We start from the raw sequence: 14,320 nt of genomic DNA, 5'->3' as shown, positions 1-14,320 counted from the left end.
ATGGGCATCTCGCGCGTGAGCAAATGGTTGTCGACACTGTTGGCGTTGGGCGGCTGCGTGGTGCTGCCTGTCACTGCGGCTACCGCCGACGCGCGGGGCAAGGCGCTCTACGAACAGCGTTGCGCCGGCTGTCATGATCGCGCCAGCGATCGCACGCCATCGCGCGAGATCCTGTCGCGGAATCCGCCCGCCTTCATCCTCAGCGCCATGAGCCAAGTCATGGCGCCGATGGCGGCCGGCCTGTCGCAGGACGAGATGAAGGCCATCGCGCTCTACCTCAGCGCCGCCGCGCCTCAACCCGGCGATCCCAACCCGAACGCGATCTGGGGGCCTTCGTCCGCGCAACTGCCGCTCGACGGCCCCAAATGCGAGGGACCGCCGCCGCCAATCGATCTGTCCAGCCCGCAATGGAACGGCTGGTCGCCGCGGCCCGACAACGCCCGCTATCAGCCTGATCCCGGCTTCACAAAGACTGACGTGCCGCGGCTCAAGGTCAAATGGGCGTTCCACTATCCTGGCTCGAAGAACGGCCAGGCCACCGTGATCGGCAACCGGCTTTATGTTACCAGCATGTCAGGGGCGGTCTATGCGCTCGATGCGCGCTCGGGCTGCGTCTACTGGCGGTTCGACTCGCTGGCGGCGACGCGGTCGAGCGTCTCGATCGGCGGAATCGCGAACCGGCCGGGCCACCGCACCGCCCTCTACTTCTCGGACTGGACCAAGAGCGCGGTCGCCATCGACGCCGAGACCGGCGAGCCGATCTGGCGCGCCAAGGTCGACGATAGTTCCGGACTGCAGATGACGGGATCGCCGACACTCTATGATGGCGTCCTGCTGGTGCCGATCTCGACCGGCAACGAGGCGTTCGCCCGCAACGACGACTATGTCTGCTGCAAGTTCATCGGCTCGCTGGTCGCGCTCGACGCCAACAGCGGCGAGATTCTCTGGAAGACCTACACGACCGACAAGAAGCCTGAGCCCTATCGGCTGAACGCCAAGGGCAAGCAGATGTGGGGGCCTTCGGGCGGCTCGATCTGGAGCGCACCGACGATCGATCCGGCGCGCGGCCTGATCTATGTCGCGACCTCCAACTCGCATACCGACGCCTTCCATGACGGCGCCGATGCCGTGATCGCGATGGATATCAAGACCGGTGCTGTCAGGTGGAAGAACCAGCTCCTGAAGGACGACAATTACATCATCGGCTGCCCCGCCGCCGCCAACTGCCCGCATCCCGTCGGACCGGATTTTGCGCTGGGCGACTCCGTGATCCTGCATACGCTCAAGGACGGCAAGCAGATGCTGATCGCCGGCCAGAAGTCGGGCGACGTCTACGCGCTCGATCCCGACGCCGACGGCAGGATCATCTGGCGCCATCGTTTGAGCAGCGGCAGCTCGCTCGGCGGCGTGGAGTTCGGCTCGGCGGCGGACGGGGACAATGTCTATGTCGGCATTTCCGACGTGGTGAATTTTCGCGATCCCAAGCCCGGGCTGACCGCGATCCGCATCGCCGACGGCACAATCCTGTGGAACATTCCTGCGCCCCGAACCGCGTGCCGATGGACCAACATCTTCTGTTCGGGCGCCATCTCGATGGCAATCACCGCGATCCCCGGTGTGGTGTTCGCCGCCTCGATGGACGGGCACTTTCGCGCTTATGCCGCGGCGGACGGCAATGTCATCTGGGACTTCAACACGGCCGCCGACCCCATCAACGACGTGCTCGGCAAGCCGGCCTATGGCGGCGTGATGGATGGCGCGGGACCGACAATCGTGAACGGCATGGTCTATGTTCATTCCGGCTATGCCGGACGCTCGACCGCCAACATCTATGACCTCAAAGGCAGGGAAGGAAATTTGCTGATCGCGTTTTCGGTCGACGGCAAATGATCCAAGCATCGCGCGCGTGGCATGCGTGTCACGCGGCCAGCAGAACGGAGTCCAACGGCCCATGAAAAACTTCCTCAACGCGGCCAAGCTGCTGCTGCTCGACCTGGCGTCGACCTTTGTCTTTCTCGTCCTGTTCCTGCTGACGCACAATACGGCGCTTTCGGTCGGCCTCGGCATCGCCTTCGGCGTCGCGCAGATCGGGCTCCAGTTCGTCCGCCGAAAGCGGATCGAGACCATGGAGTGGCTGAGCCTGTTCCTGGTCGTCACTGCGGGCACCGCGACGCTGCTCACCCATGATCCCCGCTTTGTGCTGATCAAGCCGAGCGTGATCTACGCGATCGTCGGCGTCGTGATGCTCAAGCCCGGCTGGCTCAATCGCTATCTGCCCGAGATCGCAAAGACGGTCATCCCCGACGTCGCCGTCGTGGTCGGCTACGCCTGGGCGGGGCTGATGTTCGTCTCCGCCGCAGTGAATGCGTTCGTCGCGTTGACGAGCGACATCGCGACATGGGCCGTGGTGATGCCGATCTACGGCATCGTCAGCAAGGTGGTGGTGTTCCTCGGCGGATATGCCGCCATGCGCATGATCGCGCGGCGGCGCATCTACGCCATGCCGGCCGCCGAACGGGACGCCGTGCTGGCCCTCGACGGTCGCGCCGCCACCGCGTCGCCATGACGGGCGGGCTTCGCGCACGCGGCCGGTGCGTGGTTAATGAAACAAAGCAGCGTGCGACGAAACCGTTTTCCCCTCCCGACGAAGAATTGCGGAAACGAAACCTCCCTAGTGATCCCGTCCGACAGCGCGCCGCTCTGGCGCGATGACCAAGGGGGATATTATGGCTTTCACCGCGTCTGCGCTTCGTCACGGCAAATTGCTCGCCGCAACCGCCTTCACGCTCGGTCTGCTGACCTCGGCGTCCTATGCCTACACGGAGGAGCAGCAGCAGATGTGCACGGGCGATGCGATGCGGCTGTGCAGCGCCGAGATTCCCGACGTCGATCGCGTCACCGCCTGCATGGTCCGCCAGCGTGCGCTGCTCAGCGACGGCTGCAAGGCCGTGTTCCGCTACGAGCCGCCGGCAGCGGCCGCGCAGCCCGCGAATTATTCCCCCGCGGGCAAGCCCGCGAAGCCGCTCAACATCGCCCCGCACAAGCGCGGCTGAGCAATTCCTGCGACGGATCGAATAAGTACCGCGTTGCCCTGGCCGGGAACGCGGTGCTTGATCGTCACGGCCTGCCATGACAACAAGGCAATGCCGTTCATACGGCATTCAGCCTGACACGGCTCAATTGCCGTTCCGTCAGGGGCTTCCCGGGAATCGATGGTGATGCGGCGCAGGCTGTCTTTCGCGCTTCTGCTTGGTGCCGGCTTCATCATGGGCTGGCAGGCGCAAGCCGTCGCGGCGCCCGAAGTGATTCAACTGGCGCAAGCGCAGCCATCTGCACAGGCACCTTCGTCCACCACCCCGGCACCAAGCGCGACGCCGGCGACACCTGCACCCGCGACTCCGCCAGCGGCGGCCGCGACGCCCGAGCCGATCGGCAACGTCGCAACGTTGACCGGCACCGCCACGGTCACCCGCAACAAAATCACGACGCCGCTGCAAATCCGCGACGACATCTATGCCAATGACGAGGTCGCGACCGCGGCGACGTCGTCGCTCGGCATCACCTTCAACGATGCCACCACCTTCAACCTGCGGGCCAACGCCAAGATCACCATCGACAGCTATGTCTATGAAGACGGCGGCCAGCAGAACAACGCGCTGTTCAACGTCGCCAAGGGCACGGCGGCCTTCGTCGCCGCCGCCGTCGCCAAGACCGGCAACATGAAGATCTCGACGCCGACGGCAACGCTCGGCATCCGCGGCACCACGGGCCTCGTGGAGGTGCCGGAAGGCGCGACCGCGACCAGCGACAATATCGGCATCAAATTGTATCCCGACCCCGACGGACACGTCGGCCGCATCGAGGTCGCCGACCGCAGCGGCGCCTCGCTTGGCGTGCTGACGCGCGGCGCGAGCGGTTTTGCCATACGCCCCGGCACCGGCGGCGCCCGCTTCGCCGCGGTGCCGCTGACGATCTCGCCGCAGCAGATGGCGCGCGACCAGGGCTTTGTGCGCGCGGTGCACAGCGCGCAGACAGTGGGACGGCAGGTCGTCAGCGAACAGCGCGACTTCCGCCGCGCCAATCCGGACTTCCGTCGCGCCAATCCGGCCGCGCCCTATCCGAACCGCGGCCAGCCGGCGCAGCCGTCTCAGCAGCGTCAGAACGGATTGCCGGGCCAGAACCGCAACGCGCCACAACAACCGGGTCAGCCGAACCGTCCCGGCCAGCCGCAGCAACCGGGCACGCCCGGCCGGCAGGGCTCGCAGCAGCAGCCGGGCACGCAGCCACAAGGCGCCGCACAGCACAGCCTGCCCGGCCAGCCCGGCGGCACGGCGCTGCCGCGCACTCCGGGCGCGCAGCCTCCGGCGGGACAACAGCCGGCGGGACAGCAACCTGCTCGGCAAGAACCTGCTCGGCAGGGCAGTGCAACACAGCCGAGCGGTGTACAGCCGGGAAGCCCGCGCGCGCCGGCAGGCACGCAGCCGCCGGGCGGTGTGCGGCAGCCCGGTGCTCCGCAGCAAAACGGCGCGCTGCCACCATCGGTTCGCCCGCAAGGCCAGCCGCAACCATCAGGCATTCAGCAGGCTACACCCGGCGCACCACGGCCTGGCGTGCAAGGACCGGCCGTGCCACGACCCGGCGTGCAGCAACGGCGCCCACCTGCACCGAAGGCTGCAAAGCCTCCGCCAAAGAAGCGCAAATAAGAGAAAGTCCGGCTCAGACCGCGCGGCCCAGCCAGTCCCGGACCCGCTGAATGAGGTTTCGACGCACAGCGTTCGCCGGGGCGATCGCGACCGGCTCGACGGCAGGTGCGAATGATGGCGGCTCTGCAGGCGCGACCGCGTCGATAGCCTGCTCCGCCTCGATGATTTCGCCTGCCTCGACCACGTCGTCCGGCACCATCGCCGGCGCGTCCGGCTCGGTCAGCGCCGCGGGCATCTCCTCGACCGGAGGCGCTTCCTCGACCACGGGCGTCTCCCCAACGGCCGGTGGCACCACGGGACCGCGGCCGCGGCGCTTCTCCGCCGCTGCGGCCCGCGCGCGGGCACGCCGCACGCTCTCGTCACGCGCCGCGGCCTGCAGCGCGATCGGGCCGACATTTTCCAGGAAGGCGCGCTCATAGCCGCGCGACAGGCGGTCGAGCGCGTCCTTGAGCGGCAGCCAGTCGACCGCCCGGATGTCGTTCATCAGCTCGCGCACCGGCCTGTCGCCGGCATCCATCCGCCAATAATGCACCACCTTGGAGCGACCGCCGGACTCGTAGACCAGCGTGCCGATGAACTCGTGCACATCCACGTCGTGGCCGGTTTCCTCGAGTACCTCGCGCTCGGCGGCATCGCGCGGCGTCTCGCCGTCATCGAGCTTGCCCTTCGGCAGCACCCATTCATTGCGCTTGCGCAGGCGCACGACCGCAAAGCGCGGCGGCGCGTCTCGCCGCAGCACAATGCCTCCCGCCGCCAGAACAGGCGTCCGTGCCATCTCGTGTCCTAAGTGTTTGCGATCTTACAATCTTCTCGGACGATCGCGCCGATATAAAGACACGCGACAGAAAAATCGAGATCAGACCAGAGGTTTTCGCAGCAGCGGCTCACCGCATTTGATCCGCGTTCCCTCCGCGATCATGTCGCAGAATTCGAAATTGCCGGGCGCTAGCACGATGATGGTCGAGCCGTGCTCGAACCAGCCGAGTTCGTCGCCCTTCTTCACCTGCGCGTCGCAGGGAAGATCGACCGGGCCCCGCGTCTGCGCATTCAACGTGATGTCGAGGAAATGCAGGCGGAGGCTCGCCACCAGGATGGCGGCGACCGGAACCAGCGTCAGCGCCTCGCCGGTCGCAAGTTTCGCGCGCAGCACCGCGCGTTCGTTCTTGCAAAAGAGACGCTCGACCCGCTTCAGCGCGATCGGATTGACGTTCCAGACGTCACCATGAATAAACGTGACCTTGTCGATCGCAAGGTCCGCGGGCGCGTGGAAGCGGTGGTACATGCTCGAGGTCAGCCGCAGCGTGACGAAGCGGCCGTTTTTGTGCTGCTCGACCAGATCAGGATCGCCGAGCAGATCGAGCAGCGAATAGGGCGCGCCCTTGACCTGGAACAACTGCCCGTCCTCGATCCGCCCATGCGCGCCGACGATCGCGTCCGAGGGGCTGGCGATGATGGCAGGATCGGCTGCGACCGGACGCAGGCCGGGCTTCAGCTCGCGGGTAAAGCAGTCGTGCAGGCTCCTGAACTCGGTCTTTTTCGCCTCCGACAGGTCGAGGTCGGAGAATAGCCGCCAGCAGGCGATCGAGGCGTCGCGCACCAGGGGGTTCTCGATCTTGGAGAACCAGCCCATGAACCGGGTCACCGCCGCCCGCGGAATCCGGTTGGTCAACAGGAAATTGAGGTCTTCCTGCTGGGTGAACGCCGCGATCAGGCCCTTCGCTGTCATGAATTTGTTAGATGGTGACGCTAGCGCTTCTGTCATGGATTCATCCCTTCCGATTCTCTCGCTGTCCGCCGCCGCGCTTGCCGGCGCCGCCGCAGCCTTCCCCAAAGTCAAGGCACGGCTTGCCCTGTCGCGCGCCAAGCACCGCTCGCTGACCGGACATTCCAAGATGTCCAAGATGGTGGCGCGCCTGGTGCCGCACTACGAATTCGACATCGACGATTTCTTCCGCTCCGACGGTGCGCCGTCCGAGGTCGCAATGCAGCGCCAGGACGGCTTCTTCCGTCTCGCCGGCATCTACCAAGACCGATACCCCAAGGGCCGCGCGCTCACCGCCGAGGTCTCGGACCGCATCTCGGACCTGCAGTTCACCGAAACCTACCGCGTGCCGTTCCAGTACAGCCGCCTGGTGCGCGAACACCTGAACACCTCGGCCTTCGTGCAGGCCTCGAACGGCGTCACCGTCACCGACCCGGACGGCAATGTGTTCTACGACCTGACCGGCTCCTATGGCGTCAACATCTTCGGCAACGACTTCTACAAGGAGTGCATTGCCGAGGGCGAGAAGCGCGCGCAGGCGCTCGGCCCCGTGCTCGGCCCCTACCACCCTGTGATTGCCGACAACGTCAAGCGGCTCTGCGACATCTCCGGCCTCGACGAAGTCTCGTTCCACATGTCCGGCACCGAAGCGGTCATGCAGGCGGTGCGGCTGGCGCGCTACCACACCAAGCGAACGCATCTGGTTCGGTTCGCCGGCTCCTATCACGGCTGGTGGGGCGAGGTGCAGCCCGGCGTCGGCAATCCAGTCTCGCCGCACGAGACCTACACGCTGGCCGACATGTCGGACAAGACGCTGCACGTGCTGCGAACCCGCAAGGACATCGCCTGCGTGCTGGTCAACCCGCTGCAGGCGCTGCATCCGAATTCCAACGCGCCGGGCGATTCCGCCCTGGTCGACTCTTCGCGCTCCTCGCGATACGACCGCGCCGCCTACACCGAATGGCTGGCGAAGCTGCGCGAGGTCTGCACCGAGCGCGGCATCGTCTTGATCTTCGACGAGGTGTTCGTCGGCTTCCGCCTCGCCGCCGGCGGCGCCCAGGAATATTTTGGCGTCAAGGCCGACATGGTGACCTATGGCAAGAGCCTCGCCGGCGGCCTTCCCGTCGGCGCGGTCTGCGGCCGCAAGGATCTGATGCGGCGCTTCCGCGACGACCGCCCCGCCGACGTCTGCTTTGCCCGCGGCACCTTCAACTCGCATCCCTATGTGATGACGGCGATGGACGAGTTTTTGAGCCGGCTCGCCAGCCCGAACTTCCGCTCGATCTATAACGGCCTCGACGAGACCTGGAACGGCCGCGCCACCACGCTGAACGACCGCCTCGCCGCCGAGGGGCTTCCGGTGCGCGTCGGCAACATCTCGTCGATCTGGACCGTCGGTTACACCGAGCCGTCCCGCTACAACTGGATGCTGCAATATTACCTGCGGGCCGAGGGCCTGGCGCTGAGCTGGGTCGGCACCGGCCGGCTGATCTTCAGCCTCAACTACACCGACGCCGACTTCACCGAGGTTGCCGACCGCTTCGTCACAGCTTGCGACAAAATGAAGCGCGACGGCTGGTGGTGGCACCAGGAAGGCCTCACCAACAAGAACATCAAGCGGCAGATCCTGAAGGAGATGCTCGCGGTGAAGTTCAAGCGCTAGAAGCTCGCACCGCTGTCTCGCCCCCTCGCCCCGCCCTTGCGGGGAGAGGGTTGGGGTGAGGGGCTGTCTCCACAACATCGGTGACAGACGGACTCGCGGTGAGCCCCCCTCACCCGGATCGCATCTGACGATGCGACATAGCCGAAGCTTTGCTTCGGCGTCCTTTGAAACGGCCGCCAAAGGCGGCCTATGCCTCTCCCCGCACGCGGGGCGAGGTGAAGCGTGCGCGCTGGCGAAGAGATTCAAACCGAAGCTATCCTTGTGAAGCCCTAAGACGGTGATGCCCGGGACTAGCCCGGGCATGACGCAATTCGAAGACGTTGGGTTCAACGATCAGGCGTGCTTGACGTGCTTCTCGAGGCCCGGATCGATCAGCTCGCCCTTCATCAGGAAAAGCGGCGCCTTGTGATAGAGCTTCAGGTCGTGGAAGGGGTCGGTGATGATCTTGGTCATCCAGACCAGGCCGGTCTCGATGTCGCGGATGAAGAACAAGTGGATAGTGCGGAACAGCAAGCCGCCGACGCCGACCGCGAGCCAGATCTTGGCCACCTGACGGGCGAAGTCCGTCATACTCACCCACGGCTTGAACAGGCCGAACAGGGTCGGATCGAAATACAGCACCATCGGCGAAAGCGCCCAGATCGCCATCAGCACGACCTTGCGCTGCAGATTGTAGCCGACCTTGATGTCTTCCTTGTGCTCGTGGGTCGCGTGGTTGACGTGGTCGTAGCCCTTCGGCTCGAAGAAGAAGTGACCGGCCTGGCGCGACGTCATCGAGACCAGCCAGCCGACCAGCGCCGACACCACCGGATCGAAGAACAGCATCACATAGGCGAACAGGAAACTCAGCGCGCTGACGAAGTGCAGGCTCTGGTTGATCCGGCTGTGATGATAGAAGCGGTGGTCATCCCAACGCTGGGTACGCAGTTCTTGCAGGAAATTCTTGATCATTGGTTCCCCCAACATCTTTCGGAACTTGGTTTACAGGGATTCGATGTACGGCGTGTGACATCATCATAATGACATATAACGATGTGCAGCGACGCCTTGACGCAACGGGTGCGGCCTCATCGCGAGGCGCTTGCGTGAAGCAAGCCCCCCGCGGGGTGAGAGCCGCCGCGAACCTCAGGCCGCCTTGGCCACGTCCACCTTGCGGAAACGGACCAGCGAGAAGTGGCCGAGTGGCGGGATCAGGCGGCGCTCGGCGAGCTCCATGCCGTTGGTGCCGGCCAGCCATTTGGTGTAGCGCGACCAGGCGAACTCGGCGGTACGGAAGCCGAGCGGACGCACCACCGGCTGCAGCTTCTGCTCGATGAAGCGGCGCATGCCGGCGTCGGCGCTGACACGGGTCAGGATGATCAGCTCGCCACCCGGACGCACCACGCGGGCGAACTCATCGAGCGCCACTTCCGGGTTCGGCACCGCTGTCACGACATACTGCGCCATCACCACGTCGAACGAATTGTCGGGGAATTCGAGCTTCTCGGCGTCCATTACCGCGAGCCCCTCGACGTTCTTCAGGTTGTATTCAGCGACCCGCTTCTTGGCCTTGTCCAGCATCGCTTCCGAAATGTCGGTGCCGAAGATGCGGACGTTCTGGCTGTAAAGCGGCAGCGAGATGCCGGTGCCGACGCCGACCTCGAGCACGCGGCCGCCGATCTTGTTGGTGGCCTGGATCGCGGCCTGCCGGCCCTTGCTGAACACGCCTCCGAACACCAGGTCGTAAATCGGCGCCCAGCGGTCATAGGCCTGCTCGACCGTCTCGCGGTCGAAGTCCAGGGGACGGTTGGCGTCGAGTTTGATGATATTTGCCATAGATGGTCTCTCGTTCGGTTGAGGTCTTAATTCGGAACAGCAGTCCGGCCGGCGACGCGGCGGGCGGGCCGCGGGGCGCGGCTCGGCTGCAACGTGGCCAGATTGCCGATGAACTGACGCGCACTGTTTTCCCAGGAACGCTCGAGCGCGAAACTGCGGCAGGTCGCGCGCGACATCGTCAGCGCGCGCAGGCAGGCGCTGCGCAAATCGTTGTCGATGGCGCCGATCGGATGATCCGCGATCACGTCCTTCGGGCCGGTCACCGGGAACGCCGCCACCGGCGTGCCGCAAGCCAGCGCCTCGAGCTGCACGACGCCGAACGTGTCGGTGAGACTCGGGAACACGAAGACGTCGGCGGCGGCGAGATGCGAGGTCAGGTCCTGCCCCTTCTTCTCGCCGAGGAAGATTGCGTCGGGATATTTCAGCGCGAGCGCCGCCCTCTGCGGCCCGTCGCCGACCACGACCTTGGAACCCGGCAGGTCGAGCGACAGGAACGCGTCGAGGTTCTTCTCCACCGCGACGCGGCCCATGGTCATGAAGATCGGCCGCGGCAAATCAAGCCCGGCCGGCTGGTCCGGATGGAACAGCTGGGTGTCGACGCCGCGGGTCCAGAAGCCGAGCTTGCGGAAGCCGCGCTCGGTGAGCTCCTGCCGCAGCGAGTCGGTCGCAACCATCGTCATCGACGCCGCGGTGTGGAAGTGGCGCAGAACGGCGTAACCCACGCTGTCCGGAATCCCGGTGCGGACCGAGACATATTCCGGAAACCGCGTGGTGTAGGATGTCGTGAAGGCCAGCTTGTTGCGGCGGCAATAGCCGCGCACCGACCAGCCGATCGGACCTTCGGTCGCGATGTGGATCGCGTCCGGCGCAGCCTCTTCGATCCGGCGCGCGATCTCGCGGCGGTTCGGCAGCGCGACGCGCAAGCCCGGATAGGTCGGCACCCCGACCGAGCGAAAGCCGTCGGGCGTGAGGAATTCGATGTCGGCGCCGAGCCCAGCGGCGCTGCGCGCCAGCGAGGTCAGCGTCCTCACCACGCCGTTGACTTGCGGATGCCAGGCATCGGTCGCAACCAGTATGCGCATTGCAGGAGATCCAAATCGTTAATTTTGATTCTGCTCCCACGACGTTCTGACATGGATGTTTCAAACGTATGACGTCATCGAAATGTAAGGTTGTTTTTCGGGGCGTTCCGCCGCTTTTTGGTGTATCGTGACAGTAAGATGTCAGAGCAGAGCGAAAATCCCGGCGCCGCGCGCCGCAGGCTCAGGCGAAGAAACTCGTCGCTGCTGATCCTTGCGGCGGGCATCTTCGTGTTCGGCATCCTCGGCAGCACGCTCTATTACGCGATGCGTCCGGTGACGTTGCGGATTGCGGTCGGGCCGCCTGGCAGCGACGACCTGAAACTGGTGCAGGCGTTCACGCAGGCCTTTGCGCACAACGGCAGCACGGTTCGGCTGCGGCCGACCACGACCCTGGGCGCCGCCGAGAGCATCGCCCTGTTCACCGCCGGCAAGGTCGACCTCGCGGTCGCGCGCGGCGATCTCAATGTGCCGGCCAGCGCCGAGTCGGTTGCGATCCTGCGCAAGAATGTCGTCGTGCTGTGGGCGCCGTCGGGCGCACCGGCGAAGGGCGCAAAGCGGTCCGCGATTTCGAAGGTCAAGAGCATCGACGATCTCGCCGGCCACAAGGTCGGCGTGATCGGCCGCACCGACGCCAACGTCACGCTGTTGCGTGTGATCCTCACCGAGTCCGGCGTCAATCCGGACAAGGTTGCGGTGAGCCAGTTCGCCGTCAACCAGATCGCCGATCTGGCGCGCGACCCCTCGCTCGACGCCTACATGACGGTCGGGCCGCTCGACAGCAAGATCACGTCAGATGCGATCGCGGCAACGGCGGCCGCGCGCGGCGAACCGAAATTCCTGCCGATCGACGTTTCGGAAGCGATCGCGCAGAAGCATCCGCTCTACGAGTCCGAGGAGATCGCGGGCAGCATCTTCTCGTCGTCTCCCGCGCGGCCCGAGGACAAAGTCGAGACCGTCGGCGTCAATCATGTGATCGTCGCGCAGCATACCCTGAGCGAGGGGACCGTCGGCGCGCTGCTCCGGCAAATCTTCACGGTGCGCCCGCAGATCGCCCACGACGTGCCTGCTGCGACCAAGATCGAGAAGCCCGACACCGACAAGGATGCAGCGCTACCGGCGCACCCTGGCGCCGCCGCCTATATCGACGGCACCGAACGCACCTTCATGGAGAAATACTCCGACTACATCTGGGGCGGGATCCTGCTGCTGTCAGGCGTCGGCTCGGCAGGCGCCTGGCTGCGCCATTACCTCAAGCGCAACGAGCGCGAGCAATACATCACCCATCGCGACAATTTGCTCGAGTTGATCTCCAAGGTGCGCGGCGCCGAGACCACCGAAGAGCTGGCGGCGATGCAGGGCCAGGCCGACGATCTGCTGCGCGAGGCGCTCGACTGCTACGACGACGGCGCAATCGAGGAAGGCGATCTCTCGGTGATCGGCCTGACGCTCGAGCAATTCCACCACGCCATCGCCGACCGCCGCGCCGCGATCGGCGGTGCCACGCCGGGCGTGCCGCGGATGCGGGCCAGCTAAGGCCGGCCCATGCCATTGCACTGAGAGCAATGTTCGGGTTGCGCGTGCATACTCGCAGCGCCATGTTGCGCGCGAACGCAACGCTGCAAACGACGCCATGATCGCATCCGCCATCGCCGATCTGCCCGGGCCTTTCACGCTGACGATCGCACTCGCCGGCGTGTTCCTGATCGCCTTCATGAAGGGCGCGTTCGGCGGCGGCTTTGCGATCGTCGGCATCCCGCTGCTGTCGCTGGCGATGGACCCGATCGCGGCCGGCGCGTTGCTGGCGCCATTGTTCATCGTCATGGACGTCACGGCGCTGCGCTACTGGCGCCCGAACACCTGGTCGCGCGTCGACCTTGCGATGCTGCTGCCGGCGCTGGTCGTCGGCGTCGGGCTCGGTTACTTCGTGCTGCGCGACCTCGACCGGCATGCCGTCGAGATCGTGATGGGCCTGGTGACGCTGGCGTTCGCGGCGACGTGGTTTCTCGGCGGCGGCGAGATCAAGCCGCGTCCGCGCTCGACGGTCAAGGCCACGCTGGCCGGCCTCTCCTCGGGCGTTACCACGATGGTCGCTCATTCGGGCGGGCCGCCGCTTGCGATCTACCTGCTGCCGCTCGGCATGTCGAAGGCGCTCTATGCCGGCACCACCAGCCTGTTCTTTACGGTCGGCAACCTGCTGAAGGCCGGCCCGTGGCTCGTGCTCGCCACGCCCTCGAAGGGCCTGTGGCTGCTGATGGCGCTGTGCGTGCCGGCCGTCCCGGTAGGCGTCTGGGCAGGGTGGCGGCTGCACGAGCGTCTCGACCAGCGCGCGCTCTACCGGGCCTGCTACGCCATTCTGGTCGTCACCGCGGCAAAGCTGCTGTGGGACGGGCTGGCGGGATATGTCCGGGCCTGAGACCGCCCAGGCAACCCGCCGTTAACCGCCCCGACGAAACACGCACGAAACAATTCCCTAACGCCACGAAACCATTTTGGCGATTTCGTGCAAACGTCCTGAAACGCCTGACCTGTACTGGTTTGTCTCAACGACGCGCCGAATGGGCGCGCAGGGCGCAAACAACAGGGGTCGACAATGTTCAATTCCATCAGAGTGAACGCACGTGTCGCTGCCGCCGCCTTTGGCGCGCTGGCGCTTGGCACCGTTGCCTTTTCCGCTTCCGCCGCAGCCGCTCCGCTGCCGATATTCCCGTTTATCCTGACGCCGCCGACCGAGGCGGCCCCGCCGGTGCAGTCGATGCCGCAGGTTCAGGATGAAGACCGTTCCGCCGAACTGCCCGCGCGCCTGAAGCGGCAGGTCGTCAGCTATCCGACCCGCGAGGCACCCGGCACCGTCATCATCGACACCCCGCATACCTATCTTTACTACGTACTCGGCGGCGGCCAGGCGATCCGCTACGGCATCGGCGTCGGCCGCGAGGGCTTCACCTGGTCGGGCACCCAGACCATCACCAAGAAGGCGGAGTGGCCGGATTGGACCCCGCCGCCGGAAATGATCGCCCGCCAGCCCTATCTGCCGCGCCACATGGCCGGCGGCCCCGGCAACCCGCTCGGTGCCCGCGCGATGTATCTCGGCGGCACCGTCTACCGCATTCACGGCACCAACGCGCCGGAGACCATCGGCACCCACGTCTCCTCGGGCTGCCTGCGCCTCACCAATGAAGACGTCGCGGACCTCTATTCGCGGGTCAATGTCGGCACCAAGGTGATCGTGCTGCCAATGACCGATCGCCGCGCGGACCTCGGCTCGGCTATCCGGTAAACTGGACGCCTCCAGACA

Annotated in this window: 13 protein-coding genes; 8 read left to right on the top strand and 5 right to left on the bottom strand. The window is 65.6% G+C overall.

Annotated elements, in window-relative coordinates:
- From UP10_RS09450 to UP10_RS09435, 4 genes are all read left to right on the top strand, one after another.
- Nucleotides 1–1,890 (top strand): outer membrane protein assembly factor BamB family protein, encoded by a 1,890-nt coding sequence (locus UP10_RS09450; RefSeq protein ID WP_050043606.1) that lies wholly within the window; start codon nt 1–3, stop codon nt 1,888–1,890.
- 61 nt (nt 1,891–1,951) lie between these two features.
- Nucleotides 1,952–2,566 (top strand): inner membrane-spanning protein YciB, encoded by a 615-nt coding sequence (locus tag UP10_RS09445; protein ID WP_044587047.1) that lies wholly within the window; start codon nt 1,952–1,954, stop codon nt 2,564–2,566.
- A 160-nt stretch (nt 2,567–2,726) separates the two neighbouring features.
- Nucleotides 2,727–3,053, top strand: a complete 327-nt coding sequence (locus UP10_RS09440) for a hypothetical protein (protein ID WP_245301717.1) — start codon at nt 2,727–2,729, stop codon at nt 3,051–3,053.
- A gap of 165 nt (nt 3,054–3,218) precedes the next feature.
- Entirely contained in the window at nt 3,219–4,703 is a 1,485-nt protein-coding gene (locus UP10_RS09435) for a FecR domain-containing protein (protein WP_349643959.1), read from the top strand.
- A gap of 13 nt (nt 4,704–4,716) precedes the next feature.
- Here UP10_RS09435 and UP10_RS42525 read toward each other — a convergent pair whose 3' ends face one another.
- Entirely contained in the window at nt 4,717–5,478 is a 762-nt protein-coding gene (locus UP10_RS42525; RefSeq protein ID WP_063775369.1) for an NUDIX hydrolase, read from the bottom strand.
- Nucleotides 5,479–5,559: 81 nt separating this feature from the next.
- Nucleotides 5,560–6,429 carry an archaetidylserine decarboxylase gene (gene asd, locus UP10_RS09425; protein WP_044587044.1) on the bottom strand — a complete coding sequence of 290 codons (870 nt, stop codon included), beginning with the start codon at nt 6,427–6,429 and terminating at the stop codon, nt 5,560–5,562.
- Nucleotides 6,430–6,463: 34 nt separating this feature from the next.
- Between asd and UP10_RS09420 the strand changes: the two genes are divergently transcribed.
- Nucleotides 6,464–8,128: an aminotransferase class III-fold pyridoxal phosphate-dependent enzyme gene (locus UP10_RS09420; protein WP_044587043.1), complete on the top strand. Its 1,665-nt coding sequence runs from the start codon at nt 6,464–6,466 to the stop codon at nt 8,126–8,128.
- 333 nt (nt 8,129–8,461) lie between these two features.
- Here the strand turns inward: UP10_RS09420 and UP10_RS09415 are convergent, their stop codons facing one another.
- The 3 genes from UP10_RS09415 to UP10_RS09405 form a co-directional block, all read right to left on the bottom strand.
- On the bottom strand, nt 8,462–9,079 hold the full coding sequence (locus UP10_RS09415; RefSeq protein WP_044587042.1) for a hypothetical protein: 618 nt from the start codon (nt 9,077–9,079) through the stop codon (nt 8,462–8,464).
- Between the two features lie 174 nt (nt 9,080–9,253).
- Entirely contained in the window at nt 9,254–9,943 is a 690-nt protein-coding gene (locus UP10_RS09410; protein WP_044587041.1) for a class I SAM-dependent methyltransferase, read from the bottom strand.
- Between the two features lie 26 nt (nt 9,944–9,969).
- Nucleotides 9,970–11,025, bottom strand: coding sequence for a glycosyltransferase family 4 protein (locus UP10_RS09405; RefSeq protein WP_044587040.1), 1,056 nt, complete (start codon nt 11,023–11,025; stop codon nt 9,970–9,972).
- A gap of 138 nt (nt 11,026–11,163) precedes the next feature.
- Here UP10_RS09405 and UP10_RS09400 point away from each other — a divergent pair, with 138 nt between their 5' ends.
- The 3 genes from UP10_RS09400 (at nt 11,164) to UP10_RS09390 (ending at nt 14,302) form a co-directional block, all read left to right on the top strand.
- A complete protein-coding gene (locus UP10_RS09400) occupies nt 11,164–12,558 on the top strand; it encodes a TAXI family TRAP transporter solute-binding subunit (RefSeq protein WP_044587231.1) in 1,395 nt (464 codons plus the stop codon).
- A gap of 97 nt (nt 12,559–12,655) precedes the next feature.
- Nucleotides 12,656–13,438, top strand: a complete 783-nt coding sequence (locus tag UP10_RS09395) for a sulfite exporter TauE/SafE family protein (protein WP_044587039.1) — start codon at nt 12,656–12,658, stop codon at nt 13,436–13,438.
- A 177-nt stretch (nt 13,439–13,615) separates the two neighbouring features.
- The gene (locus UP10_RS09390) at nt 13,616–14,302 is read left to right on the top strand and encodes a L,D-transpeptidase (protein WP_044587038.1); all 687 of its coding nucleotides are present in this window, start codon (nt 13,616–13,618) and stop codon (nt 14,300–14,302) included.
- The last annotated feature ends 18 nt before the right edge of the window (nt 14,303–14,320 follow it).

Origin of the sequence: Bradyrhizobium sp. LTSPM299, from assembly GCF_000938235.1 — a bacterium.
In the GTDB taxonomy this organism is placed as follows: domain Bacteria; phylum Pseudomonadota; class Alphaproteobacteria; order Rhizobiales; family Xanthobacteraceae; genus Bradyrhizobium.
This window is presented reverse-complemented; position numbering and strand designations above follow the sequence as displayed.

What these genes read in the sequence shown, in the direction of transcription:
- UP10_RS09450 (WP_050043606.1), top strand. Translation starts at nt 1, where the DNA reads ATGGGCATCTCGCGCGTGAGCAAATGGTTGTCGACACTGTTGGCGTTG.
- UP10_RS09445 (WP_044587047.1), top strand. Translation starts at nt 1,952, where the DNA reads ATGAAAAACTTCCTCAACGCGGCCAAGCTGCTGCTGCTCGACCTGGCG.
- UP10_RS09440 (WP_245301717.1), top strand. Translation starts at nt 2,727, where the DNA reads ATGGCTTTCACCGCGTCTGCGCTTCGTCACGGCAAATTGCTCGCCGCA.
- UP10_RS09435 (WP_349643959.1), top strand. Translation starts at nt 3,219, where the DNA reads ATGCGGCGCAGGCTGTCTTTCGCGCTTCTGCTTGGTGCCGGCTTCATC.
- UP10_RS42525 (WP_063775369.1), bottom strand. Translation starts at nt 5,478, where the DNA reads ATGGCACGGACGCCTGTTCTGGCGGCGGGAGGCATTGTGCTGCGGCGA.
- asd (WP_044587044.1), bottom strand. Translation starts at nt 6,429, where the DNA reads ATGACAGCGAAGGGCCTGATCGCGGCGTTCACCCAGCAGGAAGACCTC.
- UP10_RS09420 (WP_044587043.1), top strand. Translation starts at nt 6,464, where the DNA reads ATGGATTCATCCCTTCCGATTCTCTCGCTGTCCGCCGCCGCGCTTGCC.
- UP10_RS09415 (WP_044587042.1), bottom strand. Translation starts at nt 9,079, where the DNA reads ATGATCAAGAATTTCCTGCAAGAACTGCGTACCCAGCGTTGGGATGAC.
- UP10_RS09410 (WP_044587041.1), bottom strand. Translation starts at nt 9,943, where the DNA reads ATGGCAAATATCATCAAACTCGACGCCAACCGTCCCCTGGACTTCGAC.
- UP10_RS09405 (WP_044587040.1), bottom strand. Translation starts at nt 11,025, where the DNA reads ATGCGCATACTGGTTGCGACCGATGCCTGGCATCCGCAAGTCAACGGC.
- UP10_RS09400 (WP_044587231.1), top strand. Translation starts at nt 11,164, where the DNA reads ATGTCAGAGCAGAGCGAAAATCCCGGCGCCGCGCGCCGCAGGCTCAGG.
- UP10_RS09395 (WP_044587039.1), top strand. Translation starts at nt 12,656, where the DNA reads ATGATCGCATCCGCCATCGCCGATCTGCCCGGGCCTTTCACGCTGACG.
- UP10_RS09390 (WP_044587038.1), top strand. Translation starts at nt 13,616, where the DNA reads ATGTTCAATTCCATCAGAGTGAACGCACGTGTCGCTGCCGCCGCCTTT.